At 69.4% G+C, this 16,323-nt stretch carries 15 protein-coding genes; 8 read left to right on the forward strand and 7 right to left on the reverse strand.

Annotated features, from left to right (window positions below; translation table 11 throughout):
- Positions 1-104: 104 nt before the first annotated feature.
- The 4 genes from ispG to map all read left to right on the forward strand — a co-directional run bounded on the left by ispG (position 105) and on the right by map (position 5,018).
- Positions 105-1,256, forward strand: coding sequence for a flavodoxin-dependent (E)-4-hydroxy-3-methylbut-2-enyl-diphosphate synthase (gene ispG, locus ACLJRM_RS23695; RefSeq protein ID WP_168214373.1), 1,152 nt, complete (start codon positions 105-107; stop codon positions 1,254-1,256).
- A 154-nt stretch (positions 1,257-1,410) separates the two neighbouring features.
- Complete coding sequence (locus tag ACLJRM_RS23700) at positions 1,411-2,265, forward strand: GNAT family N-acetyltransferase (protein ID WP_101609602.1); 855 nt, start codon at positions 1,411-1,413, stop codon at positions 2,263-2,265.
- A gap of 66 nt (positions 2,266-2,331) precedes the next feature.
- Positions 2,332-4,137 (forward strand): penicillin-binding transpeptidase domain-containing protein, encoded by a 1,806-nt coding sequence (locus ACLJRM_RS23705; protein ID WP_101609601.1) that lies wholly within the window; start codon positions 2,332-2,334, stop codon positions 4,135-4,137.
- Between the two features lie 23 nt (positions 4,138-4,160).
- Positions 4,161-5,018 carry a type I methionyl aminopeptidase gene (gene map, locus ACLJRM_RS23710; protein ID WP_409490326.1) on the forward strand — a complete coding sequence of 286 codons (858 nt, stop codon included), beginning with the start codon at positions 4,161-4,163 and terminating at the stop codon, positions 5,016-5,018.
- Positions 5,019-5,093: 75 nt separating this feature from the next.
- On the opposite strand, the gene ACLJRM_RS23715 is transcribed toward map, so the two are convergent.
- A complete protein-coding gene (locus ACLJRM_RS23715; protein WP_101609599.1) occupies positions 5,094-5,783 on the reverse strand; it encodes a FadR/GntR family transcriptional regulator in 690 nt (229 codons plus the stop codon).
- 48 nt (positions 5,784-5,831) lie between these two features.
- Here ACLJRM_RS23715 and ACLJRM_RS23720 point away from each other — a divergent pair, with 48 nt between their 5' ends.
- Both ACLJRM_RS23720 and ACLJRM_RS23725 read left to right on the forward strand, forming a co-directional pair.
- The gene (locus ACLJRM_RS23720; RefSeq protein WP_101609598.1) at positions 5,832-7,079 is read left to right on the forward strand and encodes a CynX/NimT family MFS transporter; all 1,248 of its coding nucleotides are present in this window, start codon (positions 5,832-5,834) and stop codon (positions 7,077-7,079) included.
- 91 nt (positions 7,080-7,170) lie between these two features.
- Positions 7,171-7,644, forward strand: coding sequence for a hypothetical protein (locus ACLJRM_RS23725; protein WP_410664321.1), 474 nt, complete (start codon positions 7,171-7,173; stop codon positions 7,642-7,644).
- 74 nt (positions 7,645-7,718) lie between these two features.
- Here ACLJRM_RS23725 and ACLJRM_RS23730 read toward each other — a convergent pair whose 3' ends face one another.
- The 3 genes from ACLJRM_RS23730 to ACLJRM_RS23740 all read right to left on the reverse strand — a co-directional run bounded on the left by ACLJRM_RS23730 (position 7,719) and on the right by ACLJRM_RS23740 (position 10,098).
- Positions 7,719-9,113 (reverse strand): mycothione reductase, encoded by a 1,395-nt coding sequence (locus ACLJRM_RS23730; protein WP_410664322.1) that lies wholly within the window; start codon positions 9,111-9,113, stop codon positions 7,719-7,721.
- Between the two features lie 75 nt (positions 9,114-9,188).
- Positions 9,189-9,914: a M15 family metallopeptidase gene (locus tag ACLJRM_RS23735; RefSeq protein WP_410664330.1), complete on the reverse strand. Its 726-nt coding sequence runs from the start codon at positions 9,912-9,914 to the stop codon at positions 9,189-9,191.
- The gene (locus tag ACLJRM_RS23740; RefSeq protein ID WP_410664331.1) at positions 9,841-10,098 is read right to left on the reverse strand and encodes a hypothetical protein; all 258 of its coding nucleotides are present in this window, start codon (positions 10,096-10,098) and stop codon (positions 9,841-9,843) included. Before ACLJRM_RS23740 ends, ACLJRM_RS23735 begins: the two co-directional genes overlap by 74 nt.
- 132 nt (positions 10,099-10,230) lie before the next feature.
- Between ACLJRM_RS23740 and ACLJRM_RS23745 the strand changes: the two genes are divergently transcribed.
- Positions 10,231-11,064 (forward strand): S1 family peptidase, encoded by an 834-nt coding sequence (locus tag ACLJRM_RS23745; protein ID WP_101609595.1) that lies wholly within the window; start codon positions 10,231-10,233, stop codon positions 11,062-11,064.
- A 40-nt stretch (positions 11,065-11,104) separates the two neighbouring features.
- A complete protein-coding gene (locus ACLJRM_RS23750; RefSeq protein ID WP_410664323.1) occupies positions 11,105-11,581 on the forward strand; it encodes a GNAT family N-acetyltransferase in 477 nt (158 codons plus the stop codon).
- On the opposite strand, the gene ACLJRM_RS23755 is transcribed toward ACLJRM_RS23750, so the two are convergent.
- From ACLJRM_RS23755 to ACLJRM_RS23765, 3 genes are all read right to left on the reverse strand, one after another.
- Positions 11,547-12,734 (reverse strand): 8-amino-7-oxononanoate synthase, encoded by a 1,188-nt coding sequence (locus ACLJRM_RS23755; RefSeq protein ID WP_101609593.1) that lies wholly within the window; start codon positions 12,732-12,734, stop codon positions 11,547-11,549. The two genes, ACLJRM_RS23750 and ACLJRM_RS23755, sit on opposite strands and share 35 nt — an antisense overlap.
- A 156-nt stretch (positions 12,735-12,890) precedes the next feature.
- Positions 12,891-14,396, reverse strand: coding sequence for a DEAD/DEAH box helicase (locus ACLJRM_RS23760; RefSeq protein ID WP_410605585.1), 1,506 nt, complete (start codon positions 14,394-14,396; stop codon positions 12,891-12,893).
- A 366-nt stretch (positions 14,397-14,762) separates the two neighbouring features.
- Positions 14,763-15,704 (reverse strand): serine protein kinase RIO, encoded by a 942-nt coding sequence (locus tag ACLJRM_RS23765; protein WP_410664324.1) that lies wholly within the window; start codon positions 15,702-15,704, stop codon positions 14,763-14,765.
- Positions 15,705-16,323: the final 619 nt, after the last annotated feature.

Genomic DNA, 16,323 nt, shown 5'->3' on the forward strand with positions numbered 1-16,323 from the left:
TACGGAGCGCACTGTCAGCACCGTTGGGCTGCCCAGGTAATGCTGCTCACCGTGACGGCTGACGTCGTGGATGTCCGCCGATCGGGGTAGGTACGCTTGACGGTGTGACTGTCGCTCTAGGTATGCCAGCGCTTCCTCCTCCCGTCCTCTCCGAGCGTCGCAAGACCCGACAGCTGCAGGTCGGGCCGGTCGGCGTCGGGAGCGAGCACCCGATTTCGGTGCAGTCGATGACCACCACCCTCACCTCCGACGTCAACGCGACCCTGCAGCAGATCGCCGAGCTGACCGCTGCGGGCTGTGACATCGTGCGCGTCGCGTGCCCGTCCGCGGACGACGCCGAGGCGCTGTCGGCGATCGCCAGGAAGTCTCAGATCCCGGTGATCGCGGACATCCACTTCCAGCCGAAGTACGTCTTCGCCGCGATCGAAGCGGGCTGCGCGGCGGTCCGGGTGAACCCGGGCAACATCCGCAAGTTCGACGACCAGGTCAAGGAGATCGCGCGGGCCGCGAAGGACCACGGCACCCCGATCCGGATCGGCGTCAACGCGGGTTCGCTCGACAAGCGGATCATGGACAAGTACGGCAAGGCGACCCCGGAGGCGCTGGCCGAGTCGGCGCTGTGGGAGGCGTCGCTGTTCGCCGAGCACGACTTCTACGACGTCAAGATTTCCGTGAAGCACAACGACCCGGTGGTCATGGTGCGCGCGTACGAGATCCTCGCCGAGCAGTGCGACTACCCGCTGCACCTCGGCGTGACCGAGGCGGGCCCGGCGTTCCAGGGCACCATCAAGTCGGCCGTGGCGTTCGGCGCGCTGCTGCGCCAGGGCATCGGCGACACCATCCGCGTCTCGCTGTCCGCGCCGCCGGTGGAAGAGGTCAAGGTCGGGATCCAGATCCTGCAGTCGCTGAACCTCAAGGAGCGCAAGCTCGAGATCGTCTCCTGCCCCTCGTGCGGCCGTGCGCAGGTGGACGTCTACACGCTCGCCGAGCAGGTCACCGCCGGGCTCGAGGGCATGGAAATCCCGCTGCGCGTCGCGGTCATGGGCTGTGTCGTCAACGGCCCGGGTGAGGCGCGCGAGGCCGACCTCGGCGTCGCTTCGGGCAACGGCAAGGGCCAGATCTTCGTCAAGGGCGAGGTCATCAAGACCGTGCCCGAGCACGCGATCGTCGAGACGCTGATCGAAGAAGCCATGCGGATCGCCGAGGAGTCGGGCGAGACCATCGGCGAGGGAGAGCCCACCGTCACCGTCGGCTGAGTGGTCGAGACCATGCAATGAAAGTCCCCTTCATCGCAAAATTTGCGATGAAGGGGACTTTCATTGCGCTCAGATGCCCCGACCTGCCCAAGTTCTCTCAGCGTGTCGTGAAGCTTGCGTTCCGTTTACGCCGCTCATCTGGCACCCTGGAGTGGTGTTGCGGCTTGCAGGTGCACGGCTGCTCGATGATCGGGACTATCCGGCGGTCCGTGCCGCGCTCGCCGCAGACCCGGTCGGCAGCTGCATGGTCAGTGCCAGGGTGGAGACCGCGGGTCTCGACCCCTGGCGGCTGGGTGGTGAGCTCTGGGCCGCCGATTCCCGTCCGGTTCGCGCGGGCAGGCTCCAGGGGCTCTGCTTCTCCGGGCCGAATCTGATCCCGTTGCGCGGCAACGCCTCCGCCTTGCGCTCCTTCGCCGATCGCGCCCTGCGCCGCCAGCGGAGCTGTTCGTCACTGGTCGGCCCGGCCGAGCAGGTGCTCGGGCTGTGGGACGAACTCGAGCCGGAATGGGGCCCCGCCCGCGAAGTCCGGCACGACCAGCCCTTGATGGCGCTCGACGGCGTCCCGCACGTGGCCGCCGACCCGCTGGTCCGTGCCGTGCGCCCGGAAGAACTGGACCGCTACCTCCCGGCCGCGATCGCCATGTTCATCGAGGAGGTCGGCGTCGACCCCCGCAACGGCGACGGCGGCGCCGGGTATCGCGCCCGGGTCGCGGAACTGATCGCCGGCGGCCGCGCGTTCGCGCGATTCGAGGACGGCGAGGTCGTCTTCAAGGCCGAGATCGGCGCGATGTCCTCCACGGTCGGCCAGATCCAGGGCGTCTGGGTGCATCCGGAACGGCGGAGCGGCGGCCTCGGCACCGCCGGGACGGCGTCCGTCGTGACCAGGCTCGTCCGCGGGATGGGGCGCACCGCGAGCCTGTACGTCAACGCCTACAACAGCCCGGCGCTCGCCGCCTATCGCAAGATCGGCTTCCAGCAGGTCGGGCAGTACGCGACGGTTCTCTTTTAGACCGGGCACGGCCCGGATCGGCGTTGCATCCGGTCCGTGACCGCCGGGGCTGGCAGGATCCGGTGCATGCCAGCACGTCGTCGTTTCGCCGTCGTCATGCTCGCGGGGGTGGTGGGGCTTTCGGCGTCCGGCTGCGGACTCTTCGCCGATTCCGGTCCCGATGACGCGATCTCGGGTTTCCTCGGCGGGCTCTCCTCCGGTGACGTCTCCGCCGCGGCGTTCTTCACCGATTCGCCGGACGCCGCGCGCGCGTCACTGGAGATGACGCGGAAGGCGCTTTCCCCCGAGTCGATCAAGGTCGCGGACACGAAGGTCCAGCACGCGTCCGGGGCGGACAACGGGACGGCGACCTATCAGCTCACCTGGAACCTCCCGCGCGGCCGCGCCTGGACGTACAAGGCCGACGCGCAGGTCCATTCCACTCAGGACGGCTGGAAGGTGCGCTGGCTGCCGACCGTGCTCCATCCGCAGCTGGCCGCGCAGCAGAGCATCACGCTGAAATCCGAGCCGCCGGACCTCGCGCCGGTGCTGGACCGCGACGGAATGCCGTTGCTGCGCCCGCAGACCGTCGTCGGCGTGGTGCTCGACCCGGCGAAGGCCGGGGACCTGACGGCCGTCTCCGACAAACTCGGCGCGGTCCTCGGCCGATTCGACGCCTCGGTGACCGGCCAGTCGATCCGCGACGGGGTGAAGGCGCTCAAGCCGGGATCCGGCTATCCGGTGATCAGCCTGCGCGCGAACGACTACCAACAGGTGAAACCCGAGATCTACGACCTGCCCGGCGTCCGGTTCGGCCAGCAGGACAGGCTGCTGCCCGACGACAAGAACTTCGGCAAGCAGGTGCTGCCCGTCGTCCGCACGCTCGTCGAGGATCAGGTGGAGGGCTCGGCGGGCTGGCGCGTCGTCACGCTCGACACGGGCGGCGGCGAGATCATCGACCTGCACAACGAACAGCCCAAACCGGCCCCCGCGGTCGTCAGCACGCTCAGCGTGAAGGCGCAGGGTTCGGCCGAGCGGGCGCTCGCCCCGGTCCCGACGGCTTCCGCGCTCGTCGCGATCCAGCCGTCGACCGGTGAGCTCCTGGCCGTGGCGCAGAACGCCCCGGCCGACCCGCAGGGCGCGATCTCGCTGACCGGCCGGTTCCCGCCGGGCTCCACGTTCAAGATGGCCACCGCCCTCGCGGCGCTGTCCGCGGGGTCGGTGCAGGCGAGCAGTCCCGTCGACTGCCCCGGCACGGCCACCTTCGAGAACCGGACGGTGCCGAACGAGGGCAAGTTCGCCCTCGGTGTCGTCCCGTTGTCCACGGCCTTCGCCAAGTCCTGCAACACGACGTTCGCGAAGCTCTCGACCGAGCTGCCGCCCGCCGCGCTGACCGACGCCGCGCGCGACCTCGGCATCGGCGCCGACTTCGTGATCCCGGGCCTGACCACGATCACCGGCTCGGCGCCGCCGGCGAACACCGTCGCGCAGCGGGCGGAGAACGGGTTCGGCCAGGGCACCGTCGTGACCAGCCCGTTCGGCATGGCGGTCGCCGCCGCGACGGTCCAGGCGGGGAAGATCCCGGTGCCGACGCTGGTACGGGGGCTGGCCGCGACCTCGTCCGGGCTCGGGAAGCCGATCCGGCCGGAGGTGCTCGACGCCCTCCGCGGCATGATGCGCGAGGTCGTCACCGACGGCACGGCGACGCTGCTCAAGCCCCTGCCGGAGGTCCGGGGCAAGACCGGGACGGCCCAGTTCGGCGACGGGACGCACGCGCACGGCTGGTTCGTCGGCTACACCGGTGACCTGGCCTTCGCGGTGCTGACCACCGACGCGGGGACGTCCAGACCCGCCGTCGAGGCCGCCCAGCGCTTCCTGGCGGGGCTCGGCTAGCGAGCAGGTCGTAGGCTGGGCTCATGTCCGTTCGTTCCCCCTTGAAGCCCGGTGTCCAGACGCCGAGGCGAGTCGTCCCCGCCAGCATCGCCCGCCCCGAGTACGTCGACCGGCCGGCGCCGAAACGCGACACGGGCAACGGGGTCCGCACGCCCGAGGTGATCGAGGCGATGCGCGTCGCGAGCCGGATCGCGGCGCAGGCGCTCGAGGAGGGCGGCAAGGCCGTCAAACCCGGTGCGACCACCGACGACATCGACAAGGTGATCCACGAGTTCCTGCTGGACAACCACGCGTATCCGTCCACCCTGGGCTACCGCGCCTTCCCGAAGTCGTGCTGCACCTCGCTCAACGAGGTGATCTGCCACGGCATCCCGGATTCGACGGTGATCGAGGACGGCGACATCTGCAACATCGACGTCACCGCGTTCATCGGCGGCGTCCACGGCGACACCAACGCGACGTTCCTGGCGGGTGACGTCTCCGAGGAGGCGCGGCTGCTGGTCGAGCGCACGCGTGAGGCGACCATGCGCGCCATCAAGGCCGTGCGACCCGGCAGGCAGCTCAACGTGATCGGCCGTGTCATCGAGGCGTACGCGAAGCGGTTCGACTACGGCGTCGTGCGCGACTTCACCGGCCACGGCGTGGGCCCGGCGTTCCACACGGCGCCGACCGTGCTGCACTACGAGGAGCCGTCGGTCGACACGGTCATCGAGCAGGGCATGACCTTCACGATCGAGCCGATGATCACCCTCGGCACCATCGACTACGACATCTGGGCCGACGACTGGACCGTCACCACCAAGGACAAGAAATGGACCGCCCAATTCGAGCACACCCTCGTGGTGACCGAAGACGGCGCCGAGATCCTCACGCTGCCCTGACGTGAGTCGAAAGGGCCCTTCACCGCATGAAACGCGGTGAAGGGCCCTTTTTACGTGGGACGCGGGGAAGTCCCCTCAGCTCTCGTCCTGCTCCACCCTGGCGAGCAGCTCGTCGAGGAAACCGCACGCCTCGGAGGCGGCCCGGTCGGCGTCGCCGTCGGCGATGGCCTCGGCGAGCCCTTCGTGGCCGATCTCCGGCAGGTACTCGCCGCCCGGTGTCACGTTCGACGTCGCGGCCACGCTGGCCGTGATCACCTCGGTGAGCCCGCGGTACATCTCGGTCAGCAGGGTGTTGTGTCCACTTTGGACGACGGCGAAGTGGAATTCCGCGTCGAGACGGGCGAAGTCCTCCCAGTGGCGCTCCCGCAGTTCGAGATTGCGGCGTTCTAGCAGTGAGCGGAGCTCGGTGACCTCCTCATCGGTCCGCGATCTCGCAGCGAGCCGGGCGCCCTCGACTTCGAGGATGCGCCGCACCTGCAGCACCTCGCGCAGTTCCGAACCGCACAACCGCCGGATGGCGCCCGAGACCTCGCTCGTGGCCCGTACGTAGGTGCCGTCGCCCTGCCGGACTTCGAGCAGCCCGGTATGCGCCAGCGCGCGAACGGCCTCACGGACGGTGTTGCGCCCGACCCCGAGCTGTCCTGCCAGCTCCGGTTCGGTCGGAATCCGCTGCCCGATGGGCCATTCTCCCTGCGTGACGGCGTCACGCAGCTGCTCGATGACCTGATCGACCAGGCCGGCACGGCGCGTGGTGGCCAATGGCACAGCGTTGTCCCTTCATCCAATCATCCTATGTATGTGATACTAGCCGACGTGCGTGTCGACTCCCGAGAACCCGTTTCCCCGTTCGATGACCGTCTTGAACTCGAAGGCGCGATCGAAACGGAGTGGCGGCCGGGAGTGATCTCCGGCGGTGTCCTGCTCGGCGTCGCGGTGGTCCTGGTCGCCCTCAACCTGCGCCCGGCGATCACCAGCGTCGGCCCGATCCTCGGCGAGATGCGCGACGACCTCGGCGCCACGGCGACCTGGGCCGGCGTGCTCACCACCCTCCCCGGCCTCTGTTTCGCCGCCGCCGGCCTCGCCGCTCCCGCGCTGGCCCGCCGGTTCGGCGTCGGCGCCGCCATCGCGTCCGCGCTGTCGGTACTGGCCGTCGGCCTGGTGCTGCGCGTGATCGACGGACCGTACGTCGTGCTCGGGGGAACCCTGGTGGCCACGGCGGGAATCGCGCTGGCGAACGTGCTGATCCCAGTCGTCATCAAGGACTCCTTCCCGGCGCGTGTTGGCATGATGACCGGCGTGTACACCGCCGCCCTGCAGGGCGGAGGCGCCCTGGGGTCCGCGCTCACCCCTCCCTTGGAGAACGCGTTCGGCGGCTGGCGCCAAGGTCTGGGCGCCTGGTCGGTACTGGCGGTGCTCGCACTCCTCGTCTGGATTCTCGCAGCCCGCGGTACGGGGCGTGCGACCGTTGCCGAGGCAGGCAAGCAGGGTAGCGGGCGTTCGCTCCTGCGTAGCCCCCTTGCGTGGATGGTCACCCTTTTCTTCGGCACTCAGGCCTTTTTGGCCTACGTCGTGATGGGCTGGCTGCCGGAGGTGATGATCGACGCCGGAGTAAGCAAGGGTGACTCCGGCCTGCTGCTCGGGCTGATCTCGCTCATCGCCGTCCCGATCAGTCTCGTGGTCGCGCCGATGGCCGCGCGGCACCGCAGCCAGAGCCCGTGGATCGTCGGGCTGGGCGTCTTCGGCTTCGCGGGCATGGTCGGCATGATGATCGCCCCGGCCGCCTCGCCGCTGCTCTGGTGTCTCCTCATCGGGCTCGGCATGAGCGTCTTCTCCCTCGCGCTGACGGTGATCGCGCTGCGGGCGCGCACCGGCGCGGACACCGCGCGGCTGTCGGGGATGGCACAGGGCATCGGCTACCTGATGGCGGCCGTCGGGCCGTTCCTCTTCGGGCTCCTCCACGACCTCACCGAGGGCTGGACCGTGCCCTGGATCATGATGCTCGTGGTCTTCGTCGCGCAGATGACCTTCGGCGCTCTCGCCGGTCGCCGCCGCTTCGTCTGAACACGTTCAAAAAACTTCTTGACCCCGCTCGGGGCGGAGCCATAACCTGAACGAGTTGAACCTGTTCAAAAACTTGGTTCTGGGGGTCGGCGTGGTTGAGGAACTGGCGTACGGGACAGCTCTGGCCTGCTTCGCAGCGGTGTGTGTCGTCTTGGCACCGTCGCGGCCGGCGGCCGCGGTTTCGCCGTCCGAGTTCTACCGCGCCGTGGACCGGGTGTGCGTACAGGTGGGGACGGACAGCAGTGCGATCCAGCGCTACTGGCCGGACCCTGAGGGGGACGTCGCGACGGAGCAGCGCAAGTGGCAGCACTTCGTCGCGACGAGGGTGGGCGAGGCCAAGGACGTCCTCAAGGGGGCGACGGGGGTCCGCACGGTGCCGGGAGGGGCGGCATCGGCGCGGGAGGAGTTCTTGGCGGCCGTCCACGGGTACGTCGAGGCGGGCGAGCGGTTCTTGGAGAACGGGGCCCGCTCGGCCACCTTGATGGGGATCTCGGACACCCGGATGGACGCGGTGAGAGAGCTCGCGGTGCGGAACGGGGCCCGCAACTGCGGACGCGTCATCTGACCGCCGGGGGGTGCTATGAAGGGGACTTTCATTGCGAAATTTGCAATGAAAGTCCCCTTCATAGCATCGGGCGCTCAGTCCAGCGGCAGGTTCAGCAGCGCGTTCTCGACCAGCTCCGGCATCGCCGGGTGGATCCAGTACTGCCCGCGCGCCATGCTCTTCGCGTCGAGACCGAAGCTCATCGCCTGGATCAGCGGCTGGATCACCGACGACGCCTCCGGGCCGATGATGTGCGCGCCCAGCAGCTGCCCGGTGGCCGGGTCGGCGAGCAGCTTCGCGAAGCCGGTGGTGTCCTCCATCGCCCAGCCGTAGGCGATGCCCGCGTAGTCCTGGTGCGACGTCACGTACGACACGCCTCGCTCGCGAGCCTCGCGTTCGGTCAGCCCGACCGAGGCGACCTGCGGTGAGGTGAACACCGCGTGCGGGACGAAGCGGTGGTCGGCGGCGATCCGCTCGTCCGGGTGCAGCAGGTTGTGCTGCACGACGCGCTGCTCGTGGTTCGCGACGTGCTTCAGCTCGAAGACCGAAGAGATGTCGCCGAGCGCGTAGATCCCGTCGACGACGGTCTGCTGGTACTCGTCGACCACGACGTGCCCGCGCTCGCCCGTGGTCACGCCGGTGGCGGCGACGTCGAGGACGTCCGAGTTCGGCGTGCGGCCGGTGGCGACCAGCAGCACCTCGGCCTCGACGGTCTCGGCGCCCTGCGGGCCTTCGAGGTCCAAAGCGACGCCCGACGCGGTCTTGCGCGCGCGGACGGTCTTCCGGTCGAGCCGGACGTCGAACCGCCGCCCGGCCAGTTCGGTGAACCGGGCGCTGACGTCGTCGTCCTCGGAGCGCAGCAGCGCGCCGGACCGGTTGACCACGGTCACGTTCACCCCGAACGAGGCGAAGACGTGCGCGAACTCGGCCGCGATGTACCCGCCGCCGAGGATCACGATGCTCGACGGCAGTTCGTCGAGCCGCATCACGGTGTCCGAGGTGAAGTAGCCGGTCTCGCCGAGGCCGGGGACGTCCGGGATCACCGGGCGCCCGCCCGCGGCCAGCACGAACCGGTCGGCGGTGATCGTCTCGGCCGGACGGCCGTCGGGGTAGCTGACCCGCAGTTCCTTGGTCCCGGTGAAGCGGCCTTCGCCCTCGTACACGGTGACGTTCTTGTTGTCCTCGTGCTCGACGCGGTACTCGAGCCCGCCCGCGGCGATCGGGTCGATCCGCCCGAAGATCCGGTCGCGGACGTCGCGCCAGCGGACCCCGGTCAGCTCCTCGTCCACGCCGTACTTCGACGACGACGCGGGGGTGGCCGCGACGTTGGCGGCGTGCACGAACATCTTCGTCGGGATGCAGCCCACGTTCAGGCAGGTGCCGCCGAACGTGCCCTTCTCCACGATCGCCGTGTTCCAGTCCGCGAAACGCGGGTCGAGGATCGAGTTACCCGATCCGGTACCGACGATCACCAGGTCGTAGTGGGGCACGCTGTTGTCCTTTGCGGCGGGAGCGGAGGTGGTTCCGACTCTAGCCAACTTGTCACGGAGACCGGTTGTTCCCGGTCAACGTCCGTTCGCGCTGAAATGCATCCGGTCCACCGGCGTGGTCCAGGTCCCGCCCCAGGTCCAGCCGATCGCGGTGAAGGCCGCGACGGTCCGGTCCCCGGCGGTGATCATCCCCGGCCGCCGGTTGGCCCGGTCGAGGTAGGCCGACGCGAGTTCGGGCAGCACGAGATCGCCCTTGGTGTACGGGTTGCAGAACGGGTTGACGTCGATCGCGAGTCCGTAGGCGTGCGCCGACCAGTTCGTCTGGCCGCGGGCCGGGCGGCAGACGAAGGCGTTGGTGTTGTTCCCGTCACCCGTCGGGGGAGCGGTGAGCTCGGCGGGAGTGGTCACGCGCATTTCCTCGATCGGGAACTTCGCGGCGAACAACCGCCCGAATGCGGTGACGACGGCGTTCGCCGCCGAGGCGTTCACGAGCATTTCGCCGGTATGCGCGCGGCCGTCGAAACCCCAGAACGACAACGTGAGATAGCGCAGTTCGCCTGCTTTCACCGGACAGCCCGCTTGCCAGGTGCTGCGCGCGAGAACCTCGGCGGGGACAGGGATCACCGTGCCCGAGAACCGGTTCCCGGCTGGCGGGGGAAGCAGGTCCGCGGTCGGCAATGAACGATCGGCCAGCACGGGAGGAGTCGGGAGGATCTGCCCGAAACCGTCACGCCGCAAGGGAAGCGGCTTCGCGCCGACCTGCCAGACCGGTGCGGGCGGCGGGGCCGGGATGCTCGATATCGGTGCCGGTGAAGGGGTTTTCGCGGAACTGGTCCCGGCAGCCGAGGTGGACGGCGTAGGCGGCGCAGGTGTCGTTTCGGGCGGAGCCGGACTGGAACACGACAACAGCAGAAAGGCCGTAGCCGCCAGAATCGTCGCCGTCGCCCGCACGGGGTCCAGCGTGACAGATGCGTTCGGTGAGCACAGGTCCACCCGTTTCAGTGACACCACATCGGGCTTTCTCCGATTAGGGTATTTGCGATCGCTCGTGTACGCGCTGGAGTCGAATGACTTCCCAGGGTTTGACCGTACGTACGCCCCGGTGAAGGGACAGAACATGCCCAAGAAGTCACGTCGCACCCTGCTGCTCGCCGTCGGGGCGGTACTCGCGACGGCCGTGATGGTGCCGATCGCGGTCAACAGCGCGTCGGCGGACGACAGCGCGGTGGGCGGGCCGGACAAGGCCGTCGAACCGAGGATCGTGGGCGGTGGCAAGGCTTCGGTCTCGCAGTATCCGTACGCGGTCTACCTGGCCGATCGCAGTGGGAACCAGTACTGCGGCGCGGTGATCGTCAGCTCCACGACGGTCGCGACGGCGGCGCACTGCGCGGTCGCGGTCAAGAAGAACGACGTCCGGGTGGTCGCCGGCCGGGAGGACAAGCGCTCGCGGGACGGCGTGGAACTGCGCGTTTCGAAGGTCTGGGTCAGCCCCGACTACAGCGGCGACCCCGGCAAGGGCGACGACATCGCGGTGATGACGGTCAGCGGCCAGTTGCCGTACCGGCCCGCGAAGGTCGCGGACAACGGCAACGCCGACCTCTACCGCGAGGGGACGAAGGCGACGGTGCTCGGCTGGGGCCGCGTCGCCGACGGAGGCGCGCGTTCGGACTACCTGCGCAGCGCGGTCGTCCCGGTGGTCAGCGACAAGACCTGCCGCACCGCGTACTCCGGCTACGACCCGAGCGACATGGTGTGCGCCGGATACCCCGAAGGCGGGGTCGACGCCTGCCAGGGCGATTCGGGTGGCCCGCTGATGGTGGGCGACACGCTGATCGGGATCGTTTCGTTCGGCGAAGGCTGCGCGAAGGCGAACAAACCGGGCGTGTACACCCGCGTCTCGCACTACGCGAACGAGATCTCGCAGCAGAACAGCCGGGGCCTGATCGGCTGATCGATGCCTTCTTCACGTCCGATGTGCTAACAAGTGGGGCGTGAGCACCGACACCCCGATCATCGAGACCTCGTCGTTCCCGCTGTCCGTCGCCGGTGACGAGATCACCGCAGCACAGCTGCACGGCATCCTCCGCCTGCGCGTCGACGTGTTCGTCGTCGAGCAGAACGTCGCCTATCACGAGATCGACGGGCGGGACCTTCTGCCCGGCACCAGGCACCTCTGGATCGGCGGCTCCGTCGCCGTCGACTCGTACCTTCGCGTGCTGCAGGACGCCGGCGGCACCTTCCGCATCGGCAGGGTGTGCACGGCCGTCCGCTCACGAGGCAAGGGCCTGGCGGGACGGCTGATGGAGACCGCGCTCGCGGGCATCGGTGCCGCGCCGTGCGTGCTCGACGCGCAGACGTACGCGACGAAGTTCTATGCCAAGTACGGTTTCGTGGCCGAAGGCGAAGAGTTCATGGAAGACGGGATCCCGCACATCACGATGTGGCGCCGGGAGGCGCCGCAGCCGTGATCACGGCGACCGCGCGGTCCACGTCGGCCTCGGTGAGGTCGGCCCGCGCGGTCAGGCGCAGGCGGGAGATGCCGTCGGGCACGGACGGCGGGCGGAAGCAGCCGACCCGCACCCCCTGATCCGCGCACTCGGCCGCCCACGTGACGGCGGCTTCGGGCGACGGCGCCTGCACCGAGATCACCGCGGCGTCCGGGAGACCGACCCGGAACCCCGCCGCTTTCAGTTGGTACGCAAGGTTTCCGGCCGCCTCGGTCACCTTGGTGGCCAGCTCCGGCTCGGCCTTCAACGCGTTGAGCGCGGCCAGCGCCGCGGCGGCGCTGGCGGGCGCGAGCGCGGTGTCGAAGATGAAACTGCGCGCGGTGTCCACGAGATGCTTGATCACGCGACGCGGCCCGAGCACCGCTCCGCCTTGCGCCCCAAGGGATTTCGACAGCGTGATCGTGGTGACGACGTCCGGCGCGCTGGAGAGTCCCGCGGCGTGGACGGCACCGCGGCCGCCTTCGCCGAGAACGCCGAAGCCGTGGGCGTCGTCGACGAGCAGCGAAGCGCCGTGTTCCCGGCAGACGGCGGCGAGTTGCTCCAGCGGGGCGATGTCACCGTCGACGGAGAACACGGAGTCGGTGACGACGAGCGCGCGCGGTTTGCGGCGGGTCGCGAGAGCGTGTTTGAAGGCGCTCGGATCGCTGTGCGCGACGGCGGCGATGTCCGACCGGGACAGGCGGCAGCCTTCGATCAGCGAGGCGTGGATGTACTTGTCCGTGACGATCGCGGAATCAGCGCCGGACAGGGCCGTGACGGCGCCGAGGTTCGCGGTGAAGCCGGACGAGAAGACCAGCGCGGCCTGCGTGCCGCAGAAGCGGGCGAGTTCCTGCTCGAGTTCGGCGTGGACGTCGGTCGTGCCGGAGACGAGGCGGGAGCCGGTCGCTCCCGCGCCCCAGCGCAACGCGGCCGCGGCGGCCGCACCGGCGACGCGTTTGTCCCTGGCGAGCCCGAGGTAGTCGTTGCCCGCGAGGTCGAGTTCGGGCTCCTGCGCCTGCCGGATGCGCAGCTTGCGCACCAGCCCGGCCTCGGCCCGCTTCTCCGCCTCCACGTCGAGCCAGTCGAAGACCTGGTCGGGCGGGAGGTTCTGGGGAGCGGGGCCGGGAGAAGTCACGTCCCGCAGTCTCCCACTCGCGCTCCGGCAGCCGGTGCGGTGGTCCCGCTGTTCCGCCGCCGGAACGCAATGAACGGGCCTTTCCTTGCAAAATTTGCAAGGAAAGGCCCGTTCATTTCACGCTGGGCCGGGGTGGACCGGCTCCGTTCAGTCAGTTCAGCTGTCGTAGCTGCGACGCGGGCGTCCGGTACCCGGACGCTGCGGGCGGCCGCTGCCGCCACCGGACTCGCCACGACGCGGGCGGCCGCGGAAGCCGCCGGGACGGCCGCCTTCGCGGTGACCGTGACCCTCGCGCGAACCCTGGTAGCCACCGCGGTCGCCGCCACCGTAGCCGCGGCCACCGCCGCGACGCGGGGACTCACGACGACGCTCGATGACCGGCTCACCGCTGGGCTGCTGCGCACCGGTGATGCGAGCGAGCTCGGCGTCGCCCGGGCGGACCGTGGTCTGCTCGGCGCGGACACCGGCGCGGTCGGTCATCCGGCGCACCATGCGGCGCTGGTCGTGGGTGACCAGCGTGACCACGACACCGGACGCCCCGGCGCGCGCGGTCCGGCCGGCGCGGTGCAGGTAGTCCTTGTGGTCGGCGGCCGGGTCGACGTGCAGCACCAGCGAGATGTCGTCGACGTGGATACCGCGAGCGGCGACGTCCGTGGCGACGAGGACCGGGGCGAAGCCCTCCTTGAAGTCCGAGAGGACCCGGTTGCGCTGGCCCTGGGTCTTGCCGCCGTGCAGAGCGGCCGCGTGGACGCCCTTCTCGCGCAGGCGCTCGGTGAGGCGGTCCACGTGGTGCTTGGTGCGGACGAACATGATCGTGCGGCCCTCGCGGGCGCCGATCTCGGTGATGATGTCCTGCTTGTCCTGGTGCGACACCTGGAGCACGTGGTGGTCCATGGTGGTGACGCTCGCGGTCGACGGGGCGACCGAGTGCGTGACCGGGTTGGTCAGGTACGCACGGACCAGGCGGTCGACGTCACCGTCGAGAGTGGCGGAGAACAGCAGGCGCTGGCCGTCACGCGGGGTCAGGTCGAGGATCTCGCGGACCTGCGGCATGAAGCCCATGTCGGCCATCTGGTCGGCCTCGTCGAGCGCGATGAAGGTGCATTCCGACAGCGACGCGGTGCCCTGGCGGACGTGGTCCGACAGCCGGCCGGGGGTGGCGATCAGCAGGTCGACGCCGCGGGAAAGCGCGTCGGCCTGGCGGGTGAAGGCCATGCCGCCGACGGCGGTGCGGCACCACAGGCCGAGGGACTTGGCCAGCGGGGTCAGCGAGTCGGCGACCTGCATGGCCAGCTCGCGGGTCGGGACGAGGATCAGCGCGCGGGGGTGCTTCGGACGGGCGCGGCCGCCGTTGAGCCGGGTCAGCATCGCGAGGCCGAAGGCCAGGGTCTTGCCGGAACCGGTCTGGGCGCGGCCCAGCACGTCGCGGCCGGCGAGCGCGTCGGGGATGGTCGCGGACTGGATCGGGAACGGGGTGGTGATCCCGCCCTCGGCCAGTGCCCGCAGCAGAGGCTCGGGAAGACCGAGCTCCGCCCAGGTGGTGGCCTCGACACTCTCGACGGCGTCGTTGTGCAGCATTGCGTCACCCGCGGGGCGGGTGCGCGGCTTGCGGTGCTGCCGGGCCGACGGTGAGGTGTGGCCGGAGTTGAACGTGACTGTCACAAATGCCTCTCGGACGTGGCACGTCGCAAGGAGGCCCGGGCTGCCCGCACGCAGGCAGGGCAAGATGGTGTGCACAGATGGGCGTTCACAGGGACGAACCCGGCACACCGCGTCTGCATGACACCGCGCGCCAATTGATTGATACGGATACCGCGAGCCATTCGGTTGGCTTTGGAGGCGACGGACACCACTCATCCACGCCGCCGGTTGCGGTCTAGCACTACTGTACCGGACCGTTATCCGGCCTCCCAATCGGAGGGACCGATTGTGGGCAGGGTCTCCACCGAGGCTTCTCCTGGCGTGTCATGAAAGGGGCTTTCCTGACGGATCACGTCGGGAAAACCCCTTTCATGACACTGTGGACGGTCAGCGGAGGCCGGCGATCTCTTGCAGTTCCCCGATCAGCTCCGGGACCGCCGTCAGCCGCTCCGGCAGTCCCCGTGAGTGGAACCACGTGGCGATGTTCCGCACGTCCCGCGCGAGGAACTCGAGCCCGCCGGGGTTGGCCACGATGTCGACCACCTGAGGGAGATCGATCACCATCATCTGCCCGCGGTGGACGAGCAGGTTGTACGCCGAGAGGTCGCCGTGCGCGAGCCCCTGCGACGCCAGCAGTTCCAGCATCGCCGAGGTCTGGAACCACAGTTCCCGCAACTGTTCCGGCTCCGGCCGGACCTGCGCGAGCCGCGGCGCGGCCGTCTCGCCGTCGCCGAGGAATTCCAGCAGCAGTTCGGTACCGTCGCGCTGCACCGGGTACGGCACCGGGGCCCCGACCGCCCACAGCCTGCTCAGCGCGCCGAACTCGGCCACCGCCCACTGCTCGGCGATGAGGTTGCGGCCGAAGCTGCTGCGCGTTTCCATGGCCCGCATCTCCCGCGAGCGACGCATCCGCCTGCCTTCGAGATAGCCGGCGTCACGGTGGAAGAGGCGGTGCTCGCCACTGCGATACCGCTTGGCCGCCAGCACCGTGCCCTCGGTACCGGGCAGGTTGCGCCGGACGAGGTGGACGTCGGCCTCCTTGCCGGTTTTGAGGATGCCGAGTTCGGTGTCCACCGCCGCCAGCTCGGTGATCACCCAGTCGGGTCGCGGGTGCGGCCCGTGCTCGGCTTCACCCCAGGTGCTCCAGCGGTCGGCGCCGTCAGGGATCGCTGTTTCGGTGTAAGCGTCTTCGCGCAGCCGAGCCAGCCGGACGCGTTCGGCTTCGGTGAGCCGTCCGCCGCGAGCGGGTTCGGGTTCGTCGTCGAAACGAGCGCGACGGGTGCGGCGGGGACTTTGTTCGTAAGACTCTTCGAGATCGTGCTTGCGCACTGGTGGGTTCTCCTAGTCAGGGGTGCCCCACCGGGCGAGCGTCGTGATTCCGCGCTCAGCCGCGAGGGGCGAGTGGATGGGGGCGGACAACGCCCCGGACAGTCATCAGCACGAGGCACCTCCCGGTCGCATCCACCGGCTCCCTGCCGGATCGCGCACGATCATCTCGGACGCCGTCGGGCGCCCGCAACCGAATTAATGCGAGGTAAGGCGAAGGTGGCGTGCTCCTGCCGTCCTTCGGTATCTGTCGCGGGGCGGGCGTTGCGAAAGCCACTTTCGCAACGTTGAAGGTTGCGAACGTGGCTTTCGCAACGCCGTCGTTCCGGCGCTGCCCTGCCCACCTGAAGTACGTGAAGGACCCCTTCCTTGCGTCTAGCGCAGTGAAGGAGGCCTTCCCGTACTTGAGGAAGGGGTGAAGGTCGAGTTTCCGACCCAGCCGCCGTGCCTGACGCCCACGCCAGCCGGTTCGGGTGTCGCGAAAGCCACTTTCGCGACGTCTGGTGTCCCGAAAGTGGCTTTCGCGACACAGCCTCTGGGCATCCCGGACTCCGTGAAGGCCTCCTTCACTACCTTCAGGGTAGGGAAGGAGGCCTTCACCGACTTTCGATCACACGCAACC

Source organism: Amycolatopsis sp. lyj-84 (assembly GCF_046549075.1).
Lineage (GTDB): Bacteria > Actinomycetota > Actinomycetes > Mycobacteriales > Pseudonocardiaceae > Amycolatopsis.